General features: G+C 59.1%; 14 protein-coding genes and 1 pseudogene. 8 read left to right on the top strand and 7 right to left on the bottom strand.

The genetic code is table 11. From position 1 onward, the window contains the following. Positions 1-4: 4 nt before the first annotated feature. Positions 5-718, bottom strand: coding sequence for a FadR/GntR family transcriptional regulator (locus JFT66_RS19295; protein WP_034116909.1), 714 nt, complete (start codon positions 716-718; stop codon positions 5-7). A 314-nt stretch (positions 719-1,032) separates the two neighbouring features. On the opposite strand from JFT66_RS19295, the gene JFT66_RS19290 reads away from it, so the two are divergent. Beyond that, entirely contained in the window at positions 1,033-2,397 is a 1,365-nt protein-coding gene (locus tag JFT66_RS19290) for an MFS transporter (protein WP_233097141.1), read from the top strand. Positions 2,398-2,416: 19 nt separating this feature from the next. Next, positions 2,417-3,742 carry a glucarate dehydratase gene (gudD, locus tag JFT66_RS19285; protein ID WP_153838035.1) on the top strand — a complete coding sequence of 442 codons (1,326 nt, stop codon included), beginning with the start codon at positions 2,417-2,419 and terminating at the stop codon, positions 3,740-3,742. 177 nt (positions 3,743-3,919) lie between these two features. Here gudD and JFT66_RS19280 read toward each other — a convergent pair. The 3 genes and pseudogenes from JFT66_RS19280 to JFT66_RS19270 all read right to left on the bottom strand — a co-directional run. Then, positions 3,920-4,957 (bottom strand): annotated as a pseudogene (locus JFT66_RS19280) (chitinase); the annotation flags it as partial. Positions 4,958-4,997: 40 nt separating this feature from the next. Then, a complete protein-coding gene (locus JFT66_RS19275) occupies positions 4,998-5,633 on the bottom strand; it encodes a lytic polysaccharide monooxygenase auxiliary activity family 9 protein (RefSeq protein ID WP_034116912.1) in 636 nt (211 codons plus the stop codon). Between the two features lie 319 nt (positions 5,634-5,952). After that, positions 5,953-6,297 carry an addiction module antidote protein gene (locus tag JFT66_RS19270; RefSeq protein ID WP_198859946.1) on the bottom strand — a complete coding sequence of 115 codons (345 nt, stop codon included), beginning with the start codon at positions 6,295-6,297 and terminating at the stop codon, positions 5,953-5,955. Positions 6,298-6,802: 505 nt separating this feature from the next. On the opposite strand from JFT66_RS19270, the gene JFT66_RS19265 reads away from it, so the two are divergent. Continuing rightward, complete coding sequence (locus tag JFT66_RS19265; RefSeq protein ID WP_034116914.1) at positions 6,803-7,144, top strand: DUF6124 family protein; 342 nt, start codon at positions 6,803-6,805, stop codon at positions 7,142-7,144. Between the two features lie 90 nt (positions 7,145-7,234). Here the strand turns inward: JFT66_RS19265 and JFT66_RS19260 are convergent, their stop codons facing one another. Beyond that, positions 7,235-8,599 (bottom strand): hypothetical protein, encoded by a 1,365-nt coding sequence (locus tag JFT66_RS19260; protein ID WP_152612294.1) that lies wholly within the window; start codon positions 8,597-8,599, stop codon positions 7,235-7,237. 317 nt (positions 8,600-8,916) lie between these two features. Here JFT66_RS19260 and JFT66_RS19255 point away from each other — a divergent pair, with 317 nt between their 5' ends. Then, the gene (locus JFT66_RS19255; RefSeq protein WP_233097140.1) at positions 8,917-9,057 is read left to right on the top strand and encodes a hypothetical protein; all 141 of its coding nucleotides are present in this window, start codon (positions 8,917-8,919) and stop codon (positions 9,055-9,057) included. A 24-nt stretch (positions 9,058-9,081) separates the two neighbouring features. Further along, positions 9,082-10,476: an aminotransferase-like domain-containing protein gene (locus tag JFT66_RS19250; RefSeq protein ID WP_198859894.1), complete on the top strand. Its 1,395-nt coding sequence runs from the start codon at positions 9,082-9,084 to the stop codon at positions 10,474-10,476. Here the strand turns inward: JFT66_RS19250 and panB are convergent. Then, positions 10,464-11,279, bottom strand: coding sequence for a 3-methyl-2-oxobutanoate hydroxymethyltransferase (gene panB / locus JFT66_RS19245; protein ID WP_198859893.1), 816 nt, complete (start codon positions 11,277-11,279; stop codon positions 10,464-10,466). The two genes, JFT66_RS19250 and panB, sit on opposite strands and share 13 nt — an antisense overlap. 111 nt (positions 11,280-11,390) lie before the next feature. Beyond that, on the bottom strand, positions 11,391-12,362 hold the full coding sequence (locus tag JFT66_RS19240) for a helix-turn-helix domain-containing protein (RefSeq protein ID WP_034116917.1): 972 nt from the start codon (positions 12,360-12,362) through the stop codon (positions 11,391-11,393). A gap of 245 nt (positions 12,363-12,607) precedes the next feature. Between JFT66_RS19240 and JFT66_RS19235 the strand changes: the two genes are divergently transcribed. The 3 genes from JFT66_RS19235 to JFT66_RS19225 are packed head-to-tail and all read left to right on the top strand — an operon-like array spanning position 12,608 to position 15,476. Continuing rightward, positions 12,608-13,141: a 2,4'-dihydroxyacetophenone dioxygenase family protein gene (locus JFT66_RS19235; RefSeq protein WP_198859892.1), complete on the top strand. Its 534-nt coding sequence runs from the start codon at positions 12,608-12,610 to the stop codon at positions 13,139-13,141. Positions 13,142-13,164: 23 nt separating this feature from the next. Further along, a complete protein-coding gene (locus JFT66_RS19230; RefSeq protein WP_198859891.1) occupies positions 13,165-14,415 on the top strand; it encodes an MFS transporter in 1,251 nt (416 codons plus the stop codon). Further along, entirely contained in the window at positions 14,412-15,476 is a 1,065-nt protein-coding gene (locus JFT66_RS19225) for a 2,3-butanediol dehydrogenase (protein ID WP_034116920.1), read from the top strand. The genes JFT66_RS19230 and JFT66_RS19225 overlap by 4 nt, the downstream gene beginning before the upstream one ends. Positions 15,477-15,502 lie beyond the last annotated feature (26 nt).

Here is a 15,502-nt window from a genome sequence, read left to right as displayed (position 1 = left end):
TTCCTTATGATTGGCCGGAAAAACGATCCCGGCTGTTGGTCAAGTGCAGCACCATGGCTGCCCGTGCGGCGTCCGGGTCCTGGCGCTTGATCGCATTGTAGATCGCCTCATGCTCCAGGTTCGCCAATTGCCCCAGCTTGGCAAAATCCGCGCCGCCACGCTCGGCGCCCTTGACCTGGGTACGCGGGATCATCCCACTGCCCAGGTGCAGCATGATGTCGGTGAAGAACGTATTGCCGGTGGCTTCGGCGATCAGTTGGTGAAAGCGCTTGTCCTCCTCCACACAGCTGTCGTTGTTGGCCAGCGAGGCTTGATAGTCGTCCAGCGCCTGGCGCATGTGGGCCAGTTGCGCGTCGCTCCTGCGCAGCGCGGCCAGGGCCACGGCCTGCACTTCCAGGCCCAGGCGCAATTCGAGCATGTTGCGCACACTGGCGACCGTGTCCACATGCAGGCGCAAACCGGGCTGGGTGTGCTGCTCCAGCACAAAGGTGCCGATGCCGTGACGCGTCTCGACCAGCCCAGATGCCTGCAGCTTGGACAGCGCCTCACGCACCACGGTGCGGCTCACCCCGTGCTCGAGCACGATGGTGGATTCGGACGGCAGTTTTTCGCCAGGCTTGAGTTGCCCGAGCAGGATGCGCTGGGTCAGCACTTCGACCACACCCTGGGCCAGGTTGGTGGAGCGTTTGCGCACAGGCGCTGGGCTTTCAATGGGCATCGCTACAGGTCCACGGGGTTAGGCAGAAGGGAGCTTACCACCCCGTTCGGAAGCGGTGAGCGTTTGATTCAAAAACCCCCAAGCTTGTATGACAACATATCGAAACCCTCCATACCTCTCGGCTTAGCGCCTGAGCGAGAACCGCATCTTCCCAACCCTCTAAAACAGCTAAATAACCAAAATAACGGATCGAAAGCTGTGCTTATGAAACAAAATTACCGACCAGTGCATTGCGATCCTCAGAAAACCACTTGTATGATGTCTGGCAACAAAACATCTAAACCCGCATAAAAACAATCAGGGGAAGTTTTTAAATGGTGAGCCATCAAAGTCCAGCATCTGCCGCGCCCGAACGCGACTCGGTGCTCGCCCGCACCGTGAGCAAAGTGAAGGGCCATGTGCTCCCACTGTTCGTGATCATGTTCATCCTCAACTACATCGACCGGGTCAATATCGGCTTCGTGCGCACCCACATGGAGCATGACCTGGGCATCGGCGCAGCGGCCTACGGCTTCGGGGCCGGGTTGTTCTTTATCGGTTACGCGCTGTTCGAAGTGCCGTCCAATATGCTGCTGCAAAAAGTCGGCGCGCGTATCTGGCTGACCCGCATCATGTTCACCTGGGGCATCGTCGCCACGCTGATGGCGTTTATCCAGAACGAAACCCACTTCTACATCCTGCGTTTCTTACTGGGCGTGGCGGAAGCCGGCTTCTTTCCCGGGGTGATCTATTACTTCACCCGCTGGCTGCCGGGTGTGGAACGCGGCAAGGCCATCGCCATCTTCCTCAGTGGCTCGGCAGTGGCGTCGTTGATCTCCGGGCCGTTGTCGGGCGCGTTGTTGCAGATCGAAGGGTTTGGCTTGCACGGCTGGCAATGGATGTTTGCCATCGAGGGCCTGGCCTCAGTGGCGCTGGGTTTCTTTGTGTGGTTCTGGCTGGATTCCCAGCCCCATGATGCCAAGTGGCTGACCCGAGAAGAGCAGGATGCGCTGGTAGAGGCCATCGACCAGGAACAGCGCGAGCGTGAAGCCCTGACCACGGTCAAGCCAACCATTGGCAAGCTGCTCAAGGACCGCCAGATCCTGCTGTTTTGCGCCCTGTACTTCTGCATTCAATTGACGATCTATGCCGCCACCTTCTGGCTGCCGAGCATCATCAAGAAGATGGGTGACCTGAGTGATGTGCAGGTCGGCTTTTTCAACTCGATCCCCTGGCTGATATCGATTATTGCCATGTATGCCTTTGCCTCGCTGTCCGGCAAATTCAAATTCCAGCAAGCCTGGGTCGCCGCGGCGTTGCTAATAGCAGCGGCGGGCATGTTCATGTCCACCACCGGCGGGCCGATTTTCGCCTTCGTAGCGATCTGCTTTGCGGCGATCGGTTTCAAATCCGCGTCGTCGCTGTTCTGGCCGATCCCCCAGGGCTACCTGGATGCGCGCATCGCCGCTGCCGTGATCGCACTGATCAACTCCATCGGCAACCTGGGCGGCTTCGTCGCACCGACTACCTTCGGCTTTCTGGAGCAGACCACCGGCTCGATCCAGGGCGGCCTCTACGGTTTGGCCGGCACCTCGGTGCTCGCCGCAGTCCTGGTGTTCTTTGCCAAGACCGCCCCCTCTGCCGCATTGACTTCGCCACACGCGGTGCCAACGAGCGCCGCCCTCAGCAAACCGCTTTGAGCCTCCTTAGGAACTTGCCATGAATACGCCCGTCGTCACCCATTTCCAAGTCATCCCCGTGGCCGGCCACGACAGCATGCTGCTCAACCTGAGCGGCGCCCATGGGCCGTTCTTTACGCGCAATATCGTGGTTCTCAAGGACAGCTCGGGCAACACCGGCGTGGGTGAAGTGCCCGGTGGCGAGCGCATCCGCGAAACCCTGGAAGACGCGCGCAGCCTGGTGATCGACCAGCCGATTGGCCAGTACCAGCGCGTACTCAACCAGATGCGCAGCACCTTTGCGTCGAGGGATTGCGCGGGTCGCGGCCTGCAAACCTTTGACCTGCGCATCACCATTCATGCCGTCACCGCCATGGAAGCCGCGCTGCTCGACCTGCTGGGCCAGTTCCTCGAAGTGCCGGTGGCCGCCCTGCTCGGCGAGGGGCAGCAGCGTGATGCGGTGAAAATGCTCGGCTACCTGTTCTACGTCGGCGACCGTAGCGCCACCGACCTGGCTTACCGCAATGAGGCCGACAGCGACGACGCGTGGTTCCGCCTGCGCCATGAAACAGCCCTGACCGCCGACGCCGTGGTACGCCTGGCCGAAGCCGCCAAAGCCAAATACGGTTTCAACGACTTCAAGCTCAAGGGCGGCGTATTGAGTGGCGATGCTGAAATCGAAGCGGTCACCGCGCTGGCTGAACGCTTTCCCGATGCGCGCATCACCCTCGACCCAAATGGCGCGTGGTCATTGAAAGAAGCCATCCGCCTGTGTCGTGACCAACATCACGTGCTGGCCTACGCCGAAGACCCTTGTGGCGCGGAAAACGGTTACTCGGGCCGTGAAGTCATGGCCGAATTCCGCCGCGCCACGGGCCTGAAGACCGCGACCAACATGATCGCCACCGACTGGCGTGAAATGGGCCACGCCATCCAGCTGCAATCGGTGGACATCCCCCTCGCCGACCCGCACTTCTGGACGATGCAGGGCTCGGTGCGCGTCGCGCAGATGTGCAACGACTGGGGCCTGACCTGGGGCTCGCACTCCAACAACCACTTCGATATTTCCCTGGCGATGTTCACCCAAGTGGCGGCTGCCGCGCCCGGTGAGATCACCGCCATCGACACCCACTGGATCTGGCAGGACGGCCAGCGCCTGACCCGGGAACCGCTGAAGATCGAAGGAGGTTACGTGAAGGTGCCGGCCAAGCCAGGCCTGGGTGTGGATATCGACATGGACGCCGTGGCCAAGGCCCATGAGCTGTACAAAGGCATGGGCCTTGGGGCGCGGAATGACAGTGTGGCGATGCAGTTTTTGATTCCGGGTTGGACCTTTAACAACAAGCAGCCTTGTTTGGTGCGGTAAATCGGCTTTTTGAATGCCCACCGCGATTTGAGCGTGACGCAAAAAATCCGATGCCCAGACAGGCATCGGATTTTTATTTCATAAAGCCAACAGTCAGGTCAGAAGCCTGGCTGTCTGACATCCGGCACGTCTGCCAGAGGCCTCTTTGCGCTACTGCCGATTGGCGACTTCGAGATCCGCCGCTTCCTGCTCGAGGCCAGAGAGATCAGTGCCATTGATCATCGGCCCATAACGGCGGCTGAATTCCCAGTTGTAGGGCACGTGGTCTTTGCTGATCCCGTTGTCCCAATTCACCGACCAGGTCATCAGGCCCTTGATCGACAATCCTTTGTCGTCCAAACGCTTGAATGCATTGGTCACGGCTGTGGGGTTGATCACATAACCGGTGGCGGCCGCGTCGACGTTCGCGGGGAGGCCAATGACGAACTTGTCTGCCGGGATTCTGGTAAACCCGCGCGTTCCGCTCACCAGACTTTCGGTCAGGTAAAACAGGAAGTCCTCTTTCATCGCGTCGTTGTTCTGGGCAATCCAGGCACCGCTGCCGTTGTTGACCTCCTGCACCCAGATCCCGTCGCCACCCTGGTTGTAATACTGCGGGGCGATGAAGTCGTAATAGCCTTCCAGCGCTTGGATGTAACCGACGTATTTGCCGGCGGTGGTCAGATACGGAAACTCCGGCGCCATGCTGATAATGAAGTGTTTGCCTTGACCGGCGTAGTGGTCCTTGACCAGTTTCAACGCGGCGGGCAGGACAGTCTTGTTGTCGGCGAAATCAATCGCGCTCTGTTCAAGATCTATGTCCAGGCCATCAAAGCCATAGGTTTCCACCAGGCGGATAATCTCGTTGGCCAGTGGCTGTTCGTTGCCTTTATGCAGCTCGATGTGCGCATCGGCGCCGCCAAGGGAAATCAGCACCGCCCTGCCCTGGCTGTTCAGCACGCCGACCTGGCGGCGGAACTCGGCGTCGGACAGGTTGTACGGCTTGAAGGTCGGGATCCCGTTGCCCTTCATGAAGGCCACGGCCACCACGTTGTAATCCCTTGGTACGTCCGCCAGGCTCATATTGGCGAACTGGCCACGCTGGTAGCCGTCGCTCGGGCCGGCAGGCCAGTTGTGCCAGAAGCCCATGAGGATTTTTTTGCCGGCAATGCTCGGCATCAGCGAAGCGGCATCGTTCAGCGGTGATTTCAGTAAGGTAAAGTCAATATTTGACATGTTCTAATCCTTCAGAACGTGTGGGTTTAACGGCGCGGGCTTATTTGAAGTCCACGTCGAAGGCTTGATAGAAAGCGTTGCCGGTGTTGGCGACGATCCACATCAATACAATCACATGCTGGCCCTTTTTGTTGGCCGGCAGTTTCACTTCATGATTGACCTTGGCCTTCAGTTCGCCTGCATGGCTGAAGTACGGCACCTGGGTATAGAAGTCTTCGGCGAATGGCTGGGTTTCCAGTTGTGCGCGGGTGATGCGCTGTTTCGGATCCCAGCCATCCTTGGTGATCAGCCAGCGATAGCCACGGGTGGTGTGCGGCGCGGTGTATTCCCAGGTGACCTTGAAGGTCTGGCCCGGCTCGACATTGAGCAATGGCCAGGTGAAGGCGCGGTTGAGTTTCTTGGCCATTTCCTCGTTGGTGAAGTTGATGCAGTCACGGGCATCGGTCTTGCCGCCGCTGAGGATGAAGCCGTCGGCGGGTGGGGTGACGCTGTCACTGTCGGTTTGATAAGGCGCCGGGAACGGACCGGCCACCAGTGCCGGGAAGTTCTTGCCGCCTTCCATTTCATTGACCTGCCAGGTAGCCAGCAGGCCGAGTTCCACGGCGACCGCGCCACGGCTGGAGGGGGATGTGACACGACCATGGCGAAGAGGTGTCTGGGTTTGTGGTTTGTTCATTTTGTAACTCCATTGCTAGTGATTAAGAACTCTCCTTTCTTGAAGGAGAGGACCTCAAACTAACGGAGTTGCTTTTTTTTGCCACAGGCCCATTTCTCACTCGTTTTCGCTTCATGAGGAAACAATCCTGAAAACACTGGATATAAAACCAGTATTATGGAAATAACCTACGCTACCAGTGGTCGACTTCCTACAAGACCAGGCGCAAATGAACACAGCTTCTCTCGTGAATCGCCTTATCACGTTCGTAAGGGAAAAAAGGACGACAAAGGGGACGTATCTATTTTCAATCCAATAGAACCGTCCCCTTTTTGGTCCATCAGGGTTTGCCGATGACGGACTTTTTTTTAATTGTGGTCGCGGCAATCGGTTGCACCGTCAGTTCCACACCTAATGCCAACATCAGCTTCTGGATCGTCTCATAACGCGTCTTTGAGCCGCCTTTCAGGGTTTTATACAAGCTCTCCCGATTAACCCCCGCTGCCTCGGCAACCTTGTTTACGCCCTGGGCCTTGGCTACCTCGGCAAGCGCCTTCATAAGGACCTGCGGGTCGTGAGATGCCATGCTTTGCGCAAGATAAGCACTGATGGTTTCTGGGCTATCGAGGAAGCGTGAAGCCTCATAGGCGCTGGTGCCGGCTGTGTCCAGCTCGAGGATCGGCATGTCCTCGGGTTTGAATGTTGATTCACTCACTTTATGTACCTCGCAGGACTCAGGGCTCCTGCCGATTATTTTCGTCGCCTGTAGCCTATTGGCTACTTTTTTATAGTTTCCAGCAAATTCTTAACTCCGGTGAGGGCTGCACGAAAAAATCCTATCCAGCGCCCGCTCATACACCTGCGAGGACAATTCCTACAAGGAGCCATAGCGCCTTGCTCCCTTGCCTACAGTTGCGTCAGAATCCGCCGGCTTGTGCGCTTGAGTGGGCGTCTCTAAGGTGGCTCGGTCGCTGACATCTCAGTGATCGGGTTTAGTAGCCCGAGTGACAACATAAAGTGCATGAGCCTCATCGATCAGATGTTCTTGTCTGTGCTTGATGGTGGCTGTGCGCAGGGCGCCTTCGGGCGCGCCGGCTTTGTGTGTTTCCCCGGTCTACTAACCTGCGTACAGCCGCCACCCTTTCGTTTAGTAGCGATGAGGTGTTGGCCCCTAAACAGGTACAACACACATGTTCAAAGTTACGCCTAACCCTCCAAACGATCCCGACCTGAAACTTAATCAGGCGGCACACCGTGCGATTGATCACTACCTCAACGCCGACGCCGAACCGCCCCAACCTCCTCCACCCTCGACCACGCTGTTCTGCGTTGCCGACGATGCCAACCCTGAAATGCTGATTGCCAATAGCTATGAAACTTTTTCTTCGGTCACCGCGTTGCTGCTTGACCTGTCGGATGAGCTGACGGGAAAACAGCGAGATGTAGCGCTGGCGATTCATCAATTGAGTGAGCTGGGGATGTTGCTGGTGGATAAGTTGATGGAACGGGAGGTTGCTGTAGCGGGTAGCTAAACGTCCATTACGTCAAAAGATCGCCGAGCCTTCATACTCCTTCAAGACGACTCGGCGATTTTCCTTGGCCTTGAAAATCCCCCCCCTTAATCAGGTTTTTTGATTTTTCATCAGTTTCAGTAAATGCCCAGGCCAGCGCCATCGCGCGGTGGGCCGATCAATGCTATCTGCCAGGGTGTCTACCAGAGAGCGCGTCTTCAAGGGGTCGGTTGCGGCCTCCACGATGACACTGCGCGACTGCCTGTCTTCAACTGAAGGCGCCACGGCCCGACGCGGCTTTCCGGTCGCCGGGTCCATCATGTAACCCGCTGCCTTGCCTTTTTTGGTGATGGTCCAGATGCCATCCGTGTTGATAAGCACGGGTTCATCGAATGTGAGCGTTACCTCTTCGGCCACTGTGACCACCATATTGTCATTGACACTTATCGGCGTGTAAGTAGCGAACTCCCTGCCCAGAGAAGCTTGCGTGGTACCTCCAGTGGAAAATTTCAGTACCATTTGTTCGAGGAAGGCAATGCTACCCATGTTGCTCAGCGCGCCGAAGTCCGGGTTCAGGACATGACGCAAAAAACCCTGTTCGAGGCGGGTAGAGTCAATTGCCGAGCCGTTCAGAATGCGTGATGCCGTAGCGACGTCATGCTCCTTGAAGTTGAACGTCACCCGGCGCCCCTCCTGATTGTAGCCATTGTTACCGCTCAAAAGCTGGCGACCGTTATCGTGATGACGATAGTTGCCGAGGTCGTAGGCCAGCATATCGACATACGCCAGGTCGGCACCTTGCTCCTGCGCATAAGCGTACATTTCTGACAGCAGACTGCGATCATCACGAGTAAGGAAGTCGTAATTGCTTTGGGCCATGTTGCGAAGGGTCAGGGTGCCTTCAGCCACCGCCGGTTCATGTCCCAGAAAGAGCCGAGAAATCATGAGTTCGCGCCCGATGACGGAACCTGAAGCAGCGCTGACCCGTTGTTCATTAAGGCGAACCTCTTGCCAGGCTGCACGCCGTTCGTTGACGGTGAACACACCGCTTTCGTCGCGAGCAATCAGAGTCAATTGATCGACCGTAAGGCCTTTGAAAGGGTTACTGGCAAAACCGTTGGCGAAGGCGGTGGCTCGTTTAGCGCGCTCAAGTAATGCCAGAACGTGAGTATCGGGAACTTCAGCATCATGCTGAGTCTTGTCAGTGAAATATCTTTCGTCGCTGATCGCGTCGAGCGGATTGGAGAGGTTGTGTCCTGGGTCTACTTGGCGGAGGCGGGCGTCACGGCTAGCAGCGTCACTTAATTGCCTCGCCAGTATCGATAAGGTGCTGACGGAATCGGCTTCAACTTTAACAACGGTGGGCGCGTCGCCATTGTCTTGAACAGACGATACCGAGGCTGGGGTTGAGTCACGGGCAACAGTGCTTCCCAGGCGGTTACTCGTTAACGACCTATCAACATTTATATTTACCATGAGTGCACCCGCGATCGATTAATAACGCTAGGGAAACAAAGTCATTCCAATTAATAAAAAGACTAAATAACTACGCACAGACAGACCATACATCGGCTTCGAACCAAGTGACGCACTCATGATTTTCACCCTTAAATTAAAGGTCAGTGTCGATACATCAGTAGGATTCACGCCTCAACACTGCATGATTTACAGCTTCAAGTAAGCCGGCCGCTTCCTAAAAACACGAAGTCCCCATCTGTAATACCGAGCAGTAGGACTCCGTCAGCCACTTCGTAGTCCCGCTTCCCCTCTACCTTAACCGCCCGTTTCAAGTCATGCTGCGCCCGTTGCCAAACGCCTCGACGCAGTACGTGGAGATCCGCGACGCCAACCACTTCAGCTTTATGTCCCAGCGGCCACGGCCGGTGATCCAGCAACAGGCGATCACGCTGATCAGCGAGTTCCTGGCACGCTGAGCCTATCAATCCAGGACCACGGCGATGAATAGCGGCAAAAAAACCACCTTCGCCTATCAAGCGGTGTACCGCTACCTCATCGAATTGATCGAGGCCAGCCCTGCCGATGGCGCACGCAAATTGCCGTCCCTGCGCCAACTGGCCCAGCGCCTGGGCGTGTCGGTGTCGACCACCAAGTACGCGTATGCGTTGCTCGAAGACGAAGGACGGATCCAGTCCAAACCCAAGCTCGGGTATTTCATCACGCCGAGCGCGGCTCCCGCCCTCACCCAAGCCTCATCACCTTTGCTCGATCAGGTCTTCGCCAACGCACGCCAGCCCGGCACGCTGGCCCTGAGCAGCGATGCCCCGGCGATGCTGCTGTCGCTGGAGCAGCCGTTGTTGATGCTGGAGCGTGAACTGGCCCGACAATACCCGCGCTCACTGGCACCGCTGTATCTGCCATTGGGCGAGCCCGAATTGCGCGCCGCCTTGGCCGAACGCTACAGCCGTTCCACCGAGCACTACTGGCAGGCCGACCAGGTGTATATCGGCTCGGACCTGCACAGTGTGCTCGAGGTTGCGCTCAATGCCCTGGACCTGGCGGGCACGCTCGCGCTGGTGGAGTCACCGTGTTCGTGGGCGATCCTGCGGCAATTGCAGGCGGCGAACATCCGCGTGATCGAGCTGCCGCTCAATGTGGAGGGGCGTTTCGATCTGGCTGCGCTCAGCGCGTTGCTGCAGCGTGAGCCCATTCGGCTGGCGGTGCTGTCATCGACCGTGAACAGCCCCCAGGGCGGAATAATGCCGGCGCAGGATAAACAGCAGATCTGCACGCAATTAACCCAGCGCGGGATCTGGCTGTTCGAAAACGACACCTACGGCGAGCTGTACTTTGGCCCACAACCAGCACGTTATCGCGATTATGCCGACCCGCAGAAACTGCTGGTGTTCTCGACCTTCGACAAAGTCATCGGCTCGGAGGCGCCCTATGGCTATGTGCTGTGTCGCGGCGCCGGGGCACAGTTGCAGCGGCTGTTTCTGGAGCGCGGCTTTCGCCTCTCGCCGATCCGCCAGAAAGCCATTGCCAAGCTGTTCACGTCCAAGCGCATCGACACTCATCTGAAGGCGTTGCGGGCTTTGCTGCTGGAACGCATGATGCAGCTCAAAGCCTTGCTGCACACCCACGGCGATGACCTTTGGCGAGTGGTTGAACCCCACGGTGGCGCAAGCTTTTGGCTTGAGGCCACGCGCCCGGTCGAGATGCGCCAGGTGTTCGAGCACTTGCTGAACCAGCGCATCGTCATCGCCCCCGGCGAACTGTTCAGCCAACATGGCGCCTGGCCCCATCACCTGCGCCTGAGCTACACCCTCGACTGGAGCAAAGACATTGCCCAGGCCGTCAAGCAACTGGCCCAGGCGCTGCGTCAAAGTCCATAGCAATGCCGGTCTTCGGGGAAACGGCCATGGCGCACATCATCGGCAAACCGCTCGCAGGCATCGCGGATCACCGTACCAACATCCGCGTACTGTTTGACGAAGCGCGGCATCGACCCGCCGCCCAAACCCAATACATCCTCGGTGACCAACACCTGGCCGTCGCACGCCGGCGATGCCCCGATACCGATCGTGGGTTTACTTGAGTCCAGGGTGATCTGCCGCGCCACGCCCTCAGCCACGCCTTCCAACAACAGGCTGAAAGCACCCGCCTCCAGGTTGGCGCGGGCATCTGCGGCAATCACTGCGCCGGTTTCGGCGGTGAGCCCCTGGGCCTTGAACCCGCCCATCACATTGACGAACTGCGGCATCAGCCCCACATGGGCCATCACTGGAATACCGCGCGCCACCAGAAACTCAACCGTGCCCGCCAACGCCTGGTTGGCTTCCAACTTGACGGCATCGCACCCCGTGCGCGCCAGCACCTGGGCGCAGTTGCGAAAGGCCTGCTCGTTGGACTCCTGGTAACTGCCAAACGGCATGTCGGCGATCACGCAGGCCAAGCGCGTGCTGTCGACCACCGCCCGGGTGTGGCCGATGATTTCTTCGAGCTGCATGCTCAACGTCGAGGCACGGCCATAGCCGACCATGGCCGTGGAGTCACCGACCAGAATGAAGTCGACAATCGGGTCAATCAGCTTGGCGATAGCGCTGGTGTACGCGGTGAGGGAGACGATTTTCTGCTGGCCTTTCATTGCGACCAGTTGCGGGACGGTGGTGCGTTTAGTGCGGGTGTGGATGCTCATCGGGGTCTTCCGTTTGTGCTGAGTACCCGGCCTGATTATTGGCAAAACGCTACACCGTTCAATGCACAGATTGCCGCAAAAAAGCGACCCAGCCCACCGCTTGGTCGCGCGCTAACTACCCAAGGTGGCCGCACGCACTTCACTGGGGGTCTGCCCGTAACGCGCCTTGAACGCCCGGGAGAAATGCGCCTGGCTAGTAAACCCGTGGCGGTAGGCAACCTCGCCCACATCCAGCCCCCTGACCTGTTGGCTGCTTAACAATGCGTGAGCCAGTTGCAAGCGTTTTTCCTGGATGAAACGTCGGGGCTGCGTGTCCTCCAAGGCAAACAGCCGTGCCAGGTGCCGGGCAGAGATCCCGGTCTGGACCGCAACCCGCTCACAGCTCAAGGTCGGGTCGGCCAATTGATCCCGAATGCATTGTTTGGCGGCCAGCAGGTAGGAAGCGCTCAAGGCGTTGATCCGGCGGTGCCCCACCTGCCCGGCGATGATGTTTCCCAATAACTCGAATGCGTCGTCCTGATAGCTCCCCGCATCCTGGCTCAAGGGGTGTTGGAAAAAGCTGCGGGTGCGTTCGCCGAGGGTGCGCAGCAACAAGCGCTGCACGCCCGTGTGGGCGCTGATTTTCAACGCATGGTCAAAACGGCTCAAACAGCGACTGGCAAAGACGTCCTGGGGCACATCGAAAATGAACTGGCGCATCGGCCCGGAAAATCCGAACAAGTAAGGCTTGTCGGTGCGATAGACCATCAACTCGCCGGGCTCCAGTAACTGGCAGTGGCCGTTCTGAAAGAAAAACGAACCGCTGCCCGTCACCAACGACACGAAAATCGAAGCCTTGGGCACTGCGCGAATCATCGAGCCATCGCGCTCTACCACGTGTTCATTCCCGACGATATGTGCCAGGCGCATGCTGTCCAGGCTCAGGTTGTCCTGGGTCGCGGTAAACCCGGCATCGCTGTACGACGAACATTTGAGGCCCACCAGCGTGGACGCGTTGTATTGCTCCCAAAAGGCCAGGCGCTGGTCGAGGGGGATGCTGTCGGTACTGGCTCGCCGAGTGTCGAGCATGGCGCATGGAGTCATTTTTATTCTTCTCATGGCAGCGGGAAGTTGCCCTGGCCCAGGCAGGGCCAAATTCGGGGTTTGCATAGAACTCATTAATATCTGAACAACCCGGAGTGTCAACTCATTGCCCCGGCGTAAACGACCACCGGACACCCGGCCGAAGCCGCGTCCGATACAGGCAAGCATCCGGTCGGTTGCGATCAAACTGCCCACGCCTTAGCGCCCTAAAGTGGCCCTGCATCCCCCACAAGCAGAGGCCGAACATGCCCGAATCAGCCAGTACCGAATTTTGGAAAGACCTGCAGCCAATCGCCAACTGCTTCAAGCCCGACGCCAAGCCCGAGGTGTACCTGCCTAACGCCGCCAGCGACGACTTGCGGCTGTATGTGCCGTTCACCGAAACCGTATCTTCACGCCCACTGTGGATTTCCCCCAGCGAAAACCGCTGGTGCGACATTTTAATGTCCAGCCACGCGGGCCTGGTCAATCGGCACTACCACCCCCACGAAGTGTTCGCCTACACCCTTTCGGGCAAGTGGGGCTATCTGGAGCACGACTGGACCGCCACCGCAGGCGATTTTGTCTACGAGACCCCGGGCGAAGGCCACACGCTGGTGGCCTATGACCACCCGGAGCCAATGCGCGTGTTTTTCATCGTCAAGGGCCCGCTGATCTGGCTCGACGAAGCCGGTGAGCCCAACGGCTATTTCGATGTGCACTCCTACATCGACCTGTGCCGCAAACACTACGACAAGGTAGGCCTGGGCGCTGACGCGGTGGACCGCCTGTTCCGCTAAACCCGTTGTTTCGGAGAACCAACATGGCTGACAACAATAATAAAGCCGGTTACGAAAACACCTTGCTGTGCGTACTGTTCCTCACTTTTGGCTTCGTGTTTTTCGACCGTTTGGCCCTCGCGTTTCTGTTTTCGTTCATGGCCAACGAACTGCAACTGAGCAATAGCCACTTGGGCATGCTGTCCTCAGTACTCGCCTTGGCCTGGGCGCTGTCCGGCGCGTTGGTGGGGGCCTGGTCAGACCGCCGTGGTGTGCGCAAGCCGCTGCTGATCATCGCGGTCATTCTGTTTTCCCTGTGCTCAGCGCTGTCGGGGCTGGTCACTGGGTTTCTCAGCCTGCTGCTGTTTCGCGGGATCATGGGCCTGGCCGAAGGGCCGATTCTGCCGCTGTCTCAGTCGTTGATGGTCGAAGCCTCGTCGCCCCATCGACGGGGCCTGAACATGGGGTTGTTGCAGGGTTCGGCGGCGGGGCTTTTGGGCGCTGTGATCGGGCCACCGGTGTTGATCGCCCTGGCTGAAGCCTACGGTTGGCGCCATGCATTCATTGTGTCGCTGGTGCCAGGGCTGCTGATTGCCTGGCTGATCTGGCGCTATGTGCGCAACGACGAACCGCGCCAGGCGCCAAGGGTCAGCGACCAGCCAGCCGGCAACCGCCTGGCCTTGCTGAGAAGCCGCAATATCGTGCTCTGCACCCTGATCAGCTGCGTGTTCCTGACCTGGTTCATCATCCTGATCTCCTTCACCCCCACGTTTCTGGTCAGCGTTCGCGGCTATAGCCCCTCGAGCATGGGCGCGATCATGAGTTGCCTGGGCGCCGCCTGGGTGCTGTGGGGGTTTGGGGTACCGGCGATTTCCGACCGCATCGGCCGCCGCCCGACGCTGGTGCTGTTTTCACTGGTTGCCGCGTGCTGCCCGCTGGCCCTGCTGTTTGCGCCGTCGCCGTTGATGCTCGGCGTACTGATGGTACTGACCTACACCGGGCTTGGCTGCTTCACGTTGTTTATGGCGACCATTCCCGCCGAGACCGTTCCCCGCGAAGTGATGGCCACCGCCTTGGGCATGATCATGGGCGTTGGTGAGCTGGTGGGGGGCTTTGTCGCGCCGACCGTGGCCGGTTTTGCTGCCGATCGATTCGGCCTGTCCATCGTGATGTGGATGTCCTGTGGCGGTGCGTTGCTGGCCGCCGTGCTGGCCTTGTTCCTCAAGGAAACCGCCCCCGCGGTACTGCGCCGTCGATTGCCCGCCACCCCAATCCTGCAAGGAAACCAACCATGAAAGCATTGCGTTGGCATGCCGCCAAAGACTTGCGCCTGACCGACCTACCCGAACCCTCCCCCGGGCCTGGCGAAGTGCTGGTGCAAGTGGCCTACTGCGGGATTTGCGGCAGCGACCTGCACGAATACCAGGACGGCCCGCACTCGATTCCCCAACACACGCCCCATCCCCTTTCGGGTTGCCGTGCACCGATGACCCTGGGCCACGAATTCTGCGGCCAGGTGGTTGCCCTTGGCGACGGCGTCCACCACGTGCACCTCGGCAGCCGTGTGGCGGTCGAGCCAGAGTACCGCTGCGGCACGTGCGCGTATTGCCTGGAGGGCAGCTACAACCTGTGCCAGTCCATGGGCTTCATCGGGCTGATGGGTCACGGCGGTTTTGCCGAGCGGGTGGTGGTGCCGGTCTACATGCTCCATCCATTGCCCGACGTGGTGAGCTTCAAGCAAGCCGCCGTGTTGGAGCCCGCCGCCGTGGCCTTCCATGCGCTGAATCAAAGCAGTTTGCAAGCCGGCGACAGTTGCGTGGTGTTCGGCCTGGGGCCCATCGGCCTGCTGTTGATCATGCTTGCCCGGCTGCGCGGTGTAGCGCGGGTTTACGCGGTGGACATCAACCCCCAGCGCTTGCAGCTGGCCCGTGAACTCGGGGCCAGAGAAGCGCTCGATGGCCGCGACCCTGACCTGCAGCAGCGCCTGCGCGACCTGAGCGACGGCGGTATCAACACCGCGTTCGAGGCCGCCGGCAGCCAACAGACCTTGACCCATGCCCTGCACTGCCTGCGCAAAGGCGGCGAAGCAGTGCTGGTGGGATTGATGGGTGAGGTGCAGATCGACGCCTTCCATCTGGTCAACCACGAGTTGCGGCTGCTGGGCAGCGTCGGTTATCGCCATGCCTACCCGGCACTGATCGCGTTGCTGGCCAGCGGGCGCCTGGACCTGGCCCGCATCGTCACCCGCAGCGTGGCACTGGAGCATGCCGTCGAACACGGTTTCGAGGGCCTGTCTGCCGACAAGAGCCAGATCAAGGTGCTGGTCAACCCCACGCCGTCCCTGGCCCATCAATGAAACACCCGCTCGTCACAACAACAATA

Source organism: Pseudomonas sp. MF6755 (assembly GCF_016405635.1).
Lineage (GTDB): Bacteria > Pseudomonadota > Gammaproteobacteria > Pseudomonadales > Pseudomonadaceae > Aquipseudomonas > Aquipseudomonas haemolytica.
Note: the sequence above shows the minus strand (reverse complement) of the source record. Positions and strands in the feature narration are given on the sequence as shown.

Bases quoted from the DNA above. Each gene is read 5' to 3' on its own strand.
- panB (WP_198859893.1), bottom strand. From the start codon at position 11,279: ATGAGCATCCACACCCGCACTAAACGCACCACCGTCCCGCAACTGGTC.
- JFT66_RS19255 (WP_233097140.1), top strand. From the start codon at position 8,917: ATGCTGCGCCCGTTGCCAAACGCCTCGACGCAGTACGTGGAGATCCGC.
- JFT66_RS19270 (WP_198859946.1), bottom strand. From the start codon at position 6,297: ATGCCGATCCTCGAGCTGGACACAGCCGGCACCAGCGCCTATGAGGCT.
- JFT66_RS19260 (WP_152612294.1), bottom strand. From the start codon at position 8,599: ATGGTAAATATAAATGTTGATAGGTCGTTAACGAGTAACCGCCTGGGA.
- JFT66_RS19290 (WP_233097141.1), top strand. From the start codon at position 1,033: ATGGTGAGCCATCAAAGTCCAGCATCTGCCGCGCCCGAACGCGACTCG.
- JFT66_RS19295 (WP_034116909.1), bottom strand. From the start codon at position 718: ATGCCCATTGAAAGCCCAGCGCCTGTGCGCAAACGCTCCACCAACCTG.
- JFT66_RS19235 (WP_198859892.1), top strand. From the start codon at position 12,608: ATGCCCGAATCAGCCAGTACCGAATTTTGGAAAGACCTGCAGCCAATC.
- JFT66_RS19240 (WP_034116917.1), bottom strand. From the start codon at position 12,362: ATGACTCCATGCGCCATGCTCGACACTCGGCGAGCCAGTACCGACAGC.
- JFT66_RS19275 (WP_034116912.1), bottom strand. From the start codon at position 5,633: ATGAACAAACCACAAACCCAGACACCTCTTCGCCATGGTCGTGTCACA.
- JFT66_RS19265 (WP_034116914.1), top strand. From the start codon at position 6,803: ATGTTCAAAGTTACGCCTAACCCTCCAAACGATCCCGACCTGAAACTT.
- JFT66_RS19230 (WP_198859891.1), top strand. From the start codon at position 13,165: ATGGCTGACAACAATAATAAAGCCGGTTACGAAAACACCTTGCTGTGC.
- JFT66_RS19225 (WP_034116920.1), top strand. From the start codon at position 14,412: ATGAAAGCATTGCGTTGGCATGCCGCCAAAGACTTGCGCCTGACCGAC.
- gudD (WP_153838035.1), top strand. From the start codon at position 2,417: ATGAATACGCCCGTCGTCACCCATTTCCAAGTCATCCCCGTGGCCGGC.
- JFT66_RS19250 (WP_198859894.1), top strand. From the start codon at position 9,082: ATGAATAGCGGCAAAAAAACCACCTTCGCCTATCAAGCGGTGTACCGC.